Source organism: Pseudomonas sp. JH-2, from assembly GCF_036231725.1.
GTDB classification, from domain to species: Bacteria; Pseudomonadota; Gammaproteobacteria; order Pseudomonadales; family Pseudomonadaceae; genus Pseudomonas; species Pseudomonas delhiensis.
The window spans coordinates 53,462-60,991 of record NZ_JAZAQP010000041.1 but is presented as its reverse complement, the minus strand read 5'-3'; the positions used below and the strand labels follow the sequence as shown (position 1 = coordinate 60,991).

Annotated in this window: 8 protein-coding genes and 1 pseudogene; 8 read left to right on the top strand and 1 reads right to left on the bottom strand. The window is 58.3% G+C overall.

Annotation, left to right across the window (positions count from 1 at the left end):
- From VV867_RS23545 to VV867_RS23525, 6 genes and pseudogenes are all read left to right on the top strand, one after another.
- Positions 1-561 (top strand): RHS repeat domain-containing protein (locus VV867_RS23545; RefSeq protein WP_328567691.1); only part of this gene is annotated, 561 nt, incomplete at its 5' end.
- A gap of 7 nt (positions 562-568) precedes the next feature.
- Complete coding sequence (locus tag VV867_RS23540; RefSeq protein ID WP_328567690.1) at positions 569-1,108, top strand: hypothetical protein; 540 nt, start codon at positions 569-571, stop codon at positions 1,106-1,108.
- A gap of 36 nt (positions 1,109-1,144) precedes the next feature.
- Positions 1,145-1,279 carry a hypothetical protein gene (locus tag VV867_RS31235; RefSeq protein WP_442965049.1) on the top strand — a complete coding sequence of 45 codons (135 nt, stop codon included), beginning with the start codon at positions 1,145-1,147 and terminating at the stop codon, positions 1,277-1,279.
- Positions 1,280-1,519 (top strand): annotated as a pseudogene (locus VV867_RS23535) (RHS repeat-associated core domain-containing protein); the annotation flags it as partial.
- 953 nt (positions 1,520-2,472) lie between these two features.
- Positions 2,473-2,856: an RHS repeat domain-containing protein gene (locus VV867_RS23530; RefSeq protein ID WP_328567689.1), complete on the top strand. Its 384-nt coding sequence runs from the start codon at positions 2,473-2,475 to the stop codon at positions 2,854-2,856.
- A gap of 417 nt (positions 2,857-3,273) precedes the next feature.
- A complete protein-coding gene (locus VV867_RS23525; RefSeq protein ID WP_328567688.1) occupies positions 3,274-3,690 on the top strand; it encodes a hypothetical protein in 417 nt (138 codons plus the stop codon).
- Between the two features lie 358 nt (positions 3,691-4,048).
- On the opposite strand, the gene VV867_RS23520 is transcribed toward VV867_RS23525, so the two are convergent.
- Positions 4,049-5,275 carry an alpha/beta fold hydrolase gene (locus VV867_RS23520; protein ID WP_328567687.1) on the bottom strand — a complete coding sequence of 409 codons (1,227 nt, stop codon included), beginning with the start codon at positions 5,273-5,275 and terminating at the stop codon, positions 4,049-4,051.
- A gap of 318 nt (positions 5,276-5,593) precedes the next feature.
- Here VV867_RS23520 and VV867_RS23515 point away from each other — a divergent pair, with 318 nt between their 5' ends.
- Positions 5,594-6,859, top strand: coding sequence for a glutamate-5-semialdehyde dehydrogenase (locus VV867_RS23515; protein ID WP_328567686.1), 1,266 nt, complete (start codon positions 5,594-5,596; stop codon positions 6,857-6,859).
- Positions 6,859-7,521 (top strand): nicotinate-nucleotide adenylyltransferase, encoded by a 663-nt coding sequence (gene nadD, locus VV867_RS23510; protein ID WP_089391248.1) that lies wholly within the window; start codon positions 6,859-6,861, stop codon positions 7,519-7,521. The genes VV867_RS23515 and nadD overlap by 1 nt, the downstream gene beginning before the upstream one ends.
- The last annotated feature ends 9 nt before the right edge of the window (positions 7,522-7,530 follow it).

Here is a 7,530-nt window from a genome sequence, read left to right as displayed (position 1 = left end):
AGCGGCCTGCACTACAACTACTTCCGCGATTACGACCCGCAGACCGGGCGGTATGTGGAGAGTGATCCGATTGGGCTTGAGGGTGGGTTGAATACATATGGGTATGTAGATGCTAACCCTCTTATGTTGATAGATCCTTTGGGATTAAATCCAGTTGCAGGGTGCGCTGTTGGTGGGGCTGTTGGTGGGCCTGTAGGCTGTGGAATTGGGACTGCCGTAAACTTAATAGGGATGGGCATTGCCTATGGCATGTCCGGAAATAATGACGCGGAAAGTTTTCCCCAGTGGAGCCCGATGGGAGGAGAAAGCTGGCCAGATAGAAGCGAGCAAAAAGAAGCAGAAAGCTGCCCAAGAGATGCGGACTGTTACCAGCTTGGTCTAAGTATCGATATTCTGGTGCAGACCATCAAAATGCGAAGGATACAGATGCACGAGCTAGGCGGAGACCCAGGACATCGACAAAAGGAGAAAATTCTTCGTCAAAGACTTGGTGAGCTTGTCAGGGCGGCGAAAGCGAGAAATTGCCCGTATAATCCTGAAGCAAATCTTCTGGTTCTATGAGGGGAATATGAAAAAGGTCTACTCGGGAAAATATTACTCTGCTTTTTCTCGAATTAGAGTTGGAAGCGGTAGAAGTCAAATTCTAATTATGCGCCGTGATACCAAGGAAATAGCTTCGGTTACGACTGTTTCTTCTGGTCGAGTAAAGGAGGTTGCGGCGGAGCTTTCCGTAGGTCTGGGTAGGCCGAGTGACTGGATGTCCCCTCACAGGTCGTGTCTTTTTTACTATATGAAAATTGAACGAAAACGAGAAGAGTTTGGTTTGAAGCTGATTTCGGGGGAGCTAAGCTCGCGCGAAATCATGTCCGGAGTAAGTAGGTTTGAAGCATATCAGCGTTATCTCTTAAAGAAGCTGAATAATCTTTCAAAAAAAGAGCGGCTCTTGCTATTGAATCCATCAAGTAAAGATTTTCCCCCTACAACAATAGAAGGGATTGATCTACTTCAGGCAAGGGAGGATTTATTTTGGATGTTTTTTGAGAAAAGTGAAGAAATGTTAGCGGCTCACTCAAGTTTAAAAGATACTCTTAAAAAGATGCTGAGTTAAAAGCGTGGGAGTCAACGGCGTTTACGGCTCGACGCCGTGGGCAACCGCACCGAAAAGAGCGCCGCGCGCCTGGCCGACGGCGAATCCCTGCAGGACAGCTACCGCTACGCCAGCGGCGGCAACCGCCTCATCGCCTTCAATGGCCACACGATGACCAGCGCCTGGCCTTAATGGCAGTCCGATGCCTTCGGCAACGGCCAGCCCAGTAGCCCAGACAACACCGTGGTGAACCTGCGCTTCCTGGGGCAGTACTACGACGCCGAGAGCGGCCTGCACTACAACTACTTCCGCGATTACGACCCGCAGACCGGGCGGTATGTGGAGAGTGATCCGATTGGGCTTGAGGGTGGGTTGAATACTTACAGCTACGTTGAAGGAAATCCTTTAACGCTGTTTGATCCGATGGGGTTGAAATGTACAGCTTTCAAGTCCGAATGGGGAGACACGCAGTATGTTTGCGATAGCGGGAGCCCTTATGCTCCTTCTTGGAATACGGGTGATAATAGTTGGAGGGCAGTGAGTTTTAACAACGAGCGATATAATCAGTGTTACTCCTCCGGTATGGCGAGAGGAGATGCAGCAGCAAATGTTTCGGCCGTTTGTCTTGTGCCCGGTGCAGGAATTGCAGCTCTTACAAGAAAGGAAAAAATAGGTTTGGCAGCCTCTCAGGGGTGTGAGTTTGCTTATCAGTCCTCTCTGTGCTCCTTCGAGTGTGAGAGCCTGGAGAAAAGAAAATCTTGCCCACTTGATGGCTGATTATCGATTCCTTAGGATTTTGTAAATTGAGAAAAATAAGGTCAGTAGTCCCAGGATGTACTGACCTTCTATTTTTAGGGCTTCATGATCATTTCTCTCTAGTATTCTGCTGTGTATAGATATATTTAATTCGGATTCATTTGTCAGTAATAGTGCTCCAAGGAAAAGCAGTATTAAGTATGGTAAATTTTTGTATATGAAGTTTTTTAGCATTTTGGTGGTGTGATGAAGATTAGAGTCGTTTATGCTTTGGTTTTTTTGGTGATTGCGTTTGTGGTTTATGCATGTAGGCCAGTTCTTGATGCTATTTTTTATTCTAGCGCTAGATGGGTGCAGGTTGTAGTATTTTTTATCTTGGCTGGGGTTTCTGATTATGTATTGAAAATATTTTTCCATAATAAGAAATAAATTTAGGGGGCGAAAATTACCCGGCCCCCCATGAACGACCACGGCGGATACTTGGAGGTGTCCTGGCGGTTTTTAAAGTGGTCGGCTGGTGAAGGGCAAGGTAATCGGTCTTAACTGCTTGTCAGCAAGGAGGGCTGGTAACAGATTCTTGTGATTCGATATAACTACTTCAGAGATTAAGGTCTTCAGATTGGGCGTGTATGGAGAGTGATCCGATTGGGTTTGAGGGAGGTCTAAACACTTATGGATATGTAGAGGGGAATCCGATAACGGGTATGGATCCTCTTGGATTGCATAAACTAGATAAGTTATATGGCCTAGGGCGCGATTTCTGGAAATTATTTCATCGCCAGGGTGATATGAGTGATCTTAAAGGTCTAGATGGACAAGTGCCTAAGGATGTTGCTGAAGAGTATCATCGTGAATGGGTGGAGAAAGGTCGCCCTGGGCCGGATGGAAAAGGGCGGCTAGATAAAATACTAGAGGCTATCCCTCCAATTATCCTGCCTCCGGGGTTTGAGGAAGTGTGTGAGTTTAATCCAAATATGTTTGGCTGTCCGGCGCCAAGTATTCCTATGTGCTGAAAGCTTTTTGGAGGAGGTATGTCTACGACTTATACTTTGGAGTTGAAGGTTCTACTGAAGGAAGGGGTAGGTCTGGAGTCTTTGAGCTATACAATTAGTGGGGATATAGAGATTTCAGGCTCCGAAGTCTCTATCTTCTTGGGTGATTATACACTGTCGGATTTTGAAGATTTTAATAGGAATATTTGTGATCAACTTGCGCCGTTTGTAGCGTCTAATTGGATTGAGGGGCGCTTGAAAATCGGAGTTTTCTATGATCTAAGTGAGACGGTCGTGTTCTTTACGGAATATGGCTCGGAGCTAATGAGTCTTTTGGTGGATATGAAATTGAGTGTCGAGTGTGTGGGATACCCGTGTGATAGGTAAGGGTGGGTTAACTTGTTGAAGGCTAGTGGAGGGAGAGGATAAAAATACGTTATGGCGATAGGTGGCCTTAATAAGAAAGAGACTCTGGTTCCTTGGGAAGCAGAGTCTTCAATTCCTCGGATTATGCATCTCGATAAAATAGTTGACTCAAGCGAAGGGGTGGCTATTTATTTGGCTCGTGATCTGGAAGGGGCTGAGCGTATATTATTTCTGTTCCCGCTAAGGGATGTGGTTGGATATTCAGTTGTTAATGATAGTTATACATGGAAGCGCTCTGCGGAGCGTGAGCGCCTTGGTGAGGGTTCGGTTTATATTGTCGAGGGTTCGAGAGATATTCGTCGATATCAAGAGGAAACATTTGATGTTACGGATATGTCTGATGCAAGGCACTATTGCTTTATCCTTGATGAGGAAGAGATAAACGTTGTTTCGTTTTCTCCTCCCGAGGTGAGGTTTGAAGCGGTGTGATGTTTTGTGCCCGTCGGGAATTATTAGGTTGGCTGTCCGAAGAAGATAAAGGGGGTGCGCCAAATATCCCATGTGCTGAAAATCTTTGCGAAGCGGGTATGGCTACGACTTAGGATTTTTAGTTAAAGGTTTTGTTGGGGGATAATGGACGGCCTGCCTGATTGACAGGATCTATGTGAAAAGCGTTGCAGTGGAGCGCTGTTGTGATTGGTTGGATACTCTCATGGCAGGTCGTTATGAACTCCCGGTCGCTGCGAGAGAGTGCTGTCGCAGAAGCCCTGCGATGGGGTGTCCTATCTTGTATTCAGTTCATGCGTAGGGCGGATAACCGTTCGCGGTTATCCGCCGTTCCGTCGTGTCAGGCCGCGCAGGCGCCTTGCTGCAACGGCACCACCATTCCCGCCAGGCTGGCGCTGGCCCGGGGATCGCCGTGGGGGAAGATGAAGGCCATGCCCTCCGTGGTGCGGCGCAGCGGCAGGATGTCCAGTTCCTCCACGCCCGGGATGGCCAGGCGCCAGCCGCGTTGCGGCAGTTCGGCCGGCAGGTCGGCGTGGACCAGGCCGCCGAAGTAGCCGACTTCCGCCAGTTCGGCGCGCCATTGGCCGCCGTCGGCGTGGCTGAGCAGGGCGCGCGGTTGCGGTGGCGCCAGGCGCGGTTCGAAGCGGCGTTCCAGGTGCGGCAGTTGCGCGCGCTGGAAGCGCGTGCTGCCGGCGGCGTTGCGTGGCAGCGCCTGGCCTTCGAGGAACGGGGCGTACAGCCGGGCGCAGGCGCCGCGGCGTTCGAACTGGGCCAGGTGGTCGGCGTCGTGGATCCGGGCGAACTCGGCGTCCGTGCAGGCCAGGGCGAACTCGGCGTGCTCCCAGGGCTGGGTGAAGTGGTCGTATTCGCCGGCCAGCACCAGTGTCGGGCACTGCGGGTGGCGCTGGAAACCGCCGAAGGCCAGCAGGCGCCGGCTGTTCTGCCGGTAGCGCTCGACCTCCGCCGGCGTCAGGCGTTGCAGCTGGCGCAGCAGGGCCTTGCGGAACACCGGGGAGACGCCGGTATCGGCCAGGCGCAGCGGGTTGACCAGGCCGGTCAGCACGCCGTTGGCGAAGGGCTCGTGCTGGCCCAGGTCCAGGCGCGCCAGGGCTTCCTCCAGCAGGGCGCGGGCGCCGGGGCGGCCGAAGGCGGTGATGCCGGCCAGCAGCAGGCGCGCGCAGCGCCCGGGGTGGCGGGCGGCGAAGAGGGCGGCCAGGGCCGAGCCGTAGGACAGGCCGATGGGCATCAGAGGTGGCAGGCGCAGGGCCTCGGCGAAGGCGGCGATCAGGTCGGCCAGGTCCTCCAGGCTCAGTTCCGGCGCCAGTTGCAGGTTGCCGCCCTGGCTGGGTAGGTCGAGGAGGATCACCGGGTGCCCGGCGAGCAGCTCGCTGACCTCGCTGGCGAAGGAGCGGAAGCTCTGGAAGGCGCCGCCGAGCAGCAGCACCGGCGGACGCGGGTCGTCCGCGCGGTGGGCGAAGGCCTGGTAGTGGAGTTGCCAGCCGTCCAGTTCGAGCACCGCCGGGGCGGCGCTGAGCGTCTGGGCGCTGTAGTCGGTGCGGTAGCGCATGGCGAACCTCCGGCGGTGTTCCGCCTGTTGTCGTTCTTCCCTGGCGTGCCGGATGGCGAAAGGCTGGCGTGGTGCGGCCGGGTGGCTCCAAGGTAGACAGAGGCCGGCCTTTTGTTTACCCAACCTTCGGGCGGGCGAAATCGCAACGTGCTGTTGCGGGTGTCACCGTTCCGCGGCCGGGGCGCGGCCCGCGGCGCCCGGGTGGCGTTACCGGCGCCGTGGCGGGACGCCCTGTCTACCGGCTGGCTGCTGTGGCTGGGCGGGCGCAGGCGGGGCCGCTATAATCGCGCATTTCCCTCACGCAGACGCGTACGAACCATGACCGAGTCCGTCCTCGACTATATGAGCCGCCTGGGCCGCGCCGCCCGCGAAGCCTCGCGCGTCCTCGCGCGGGCTTCCACCGCGCAGAAGAACGCCGCCCTGCTGGCCGCCGCCGATGCCCTGGACGCTGCCCGCGAGCAGATCGCCCACGCCAACGAGCAGGACCTGGCCGCTGGCCGGGCCAATGGCCTGGAGCCCGCCATGCTCGACCGCCTGGCGCTGAGCCCGGCGCGCATCGACGACATGATCGAGGGCCTGCGCCAGGTGGCCAAGCTGCCGGACCCGATCGGCGAGATCCGCGACATGCGCTTCGTCCCCTCGGGCATCCAGATCGGCAAGATGCGCGTGCCCCTGGGCGTGATCGGCATCATCTACGAGTCGCGGCCGAACGTGACCATCGACGCCGCCAGCCTGTGCCTGAAGTCGGGCAACGCCACCATCCTGCGCGGCGGCTCCGAGGCCATCCATTCCAACCAGGCCATCGCCCGCTGCATCCAGCAGGGCCTGGCCGCGGCCGGCCTGCCGGCGGCCGCCGTGCAGGTGGTCGAGACCACCGACCGCGCCGCCGTGGGCGCGCTGATCAGCATGCCGGAGTACGTCGACGTGATAGTCCCGCGCGGCGGCAAGGGCCTGATCGAGCGCATCAGCCGCGAGGCCAAGGTGCCGGTGATCAAGCACCTGGACGGCGTCTGCCACGTGTTCATCGACGAGTCGGCCGACCTCGACAAGGCCATCCGCATCGCCGACAACGCCAAGACCCAGCGCTACGCGCCGTGCAACACCATGGAAACCCTGCTGGTGCACAAGGCCATCGCCGAGCGCGTGCTGCCGCCGCTGGCCGCCATCTACCGCGACAAGGGCGTGGAGCTGCGCGGCGACGCCGCCACCCGCGCGCTGCTGGGCGCCGGCGTGCTGGAAGCCACCGAGGAAGACTGGCGCACCGAGTACAACGCGCCCATCCTGTCGATCCGCATCGTCGACGACCTGGACAGCGCCATCGAGCACATCAACACCTACGGCTCGCAGCACACCGACGCCATCGTCAGCGAGAACTTCAGCAATGCCCGGCGCTTCCTCGCCGAGGTGGACTCGGCTTCGGTCATGGTCAACGCCTCGACGCGCTTCGCCGACGGCTTCGAGTACGGCCTGGGGGCGGAGATCGGCATCTCCACCGACAAGCTGCACGCCCGCGGCCCGGTCGGCCTGGAAGGCCTGACCAGCGAGAAGTACGTGGTCTTCGGCGACGGGCACGTGCGTACCTGATGGGCAAGCAACGCCCGCGGCGGATCGGCCTCTTCGGCGGCACCTTCGATCCGGTGCACATCGGTCACCTGCGCAGTGCGCTGGAGACCGCCGAGCTGCTGGGGCTGGACGAGCTGCGCCTGCTGCCGGCGGCGCGCCCGCCGCACCGCGGGGCGCCGCAGGTCTCGGCGCAGCAGCGCCTGGCCATGGTCGAGCTGGCGGTGGCCGGTGTCGCGCCCCTGACGGTGGACGCCCGCGAGCTGGCCCGGGACAAGCCGTCCTACACCATCGACACCCTGGAATCGCTGCGCGCGGAACTGGGGAGCGAGGTGCAGCTGTTCCTGATGGTCGGCTGGGATGCCTTCTGCGGCCTGCCCGGCTGGCACCGCTGGGACGAACTGCTGCAGCACTGCCACATGCTGGTGCTGCAGCGCCCGGATGCCGACGTGGAGGCGCCGGAAGCCCTGCGCGACCTGCTGGCGGCGCGCAGCGTGGCCGACCCCAACGCCCTGTCCGGCGCGGCTGGGCAGGTCACTTTCATCTGGCAGACGCCCCTGGCGGTGTCGGCCACCCAGATCCGCGCCCTGCTGGCGCAGGGGCGCTCGCCGCGCTTCCTGGTGCCGGACGCGGTATTGAACTACATCGAGGCGCACGGGCTGTACCGCGCGTCCCTGGCAAACTAGAGAGTCATT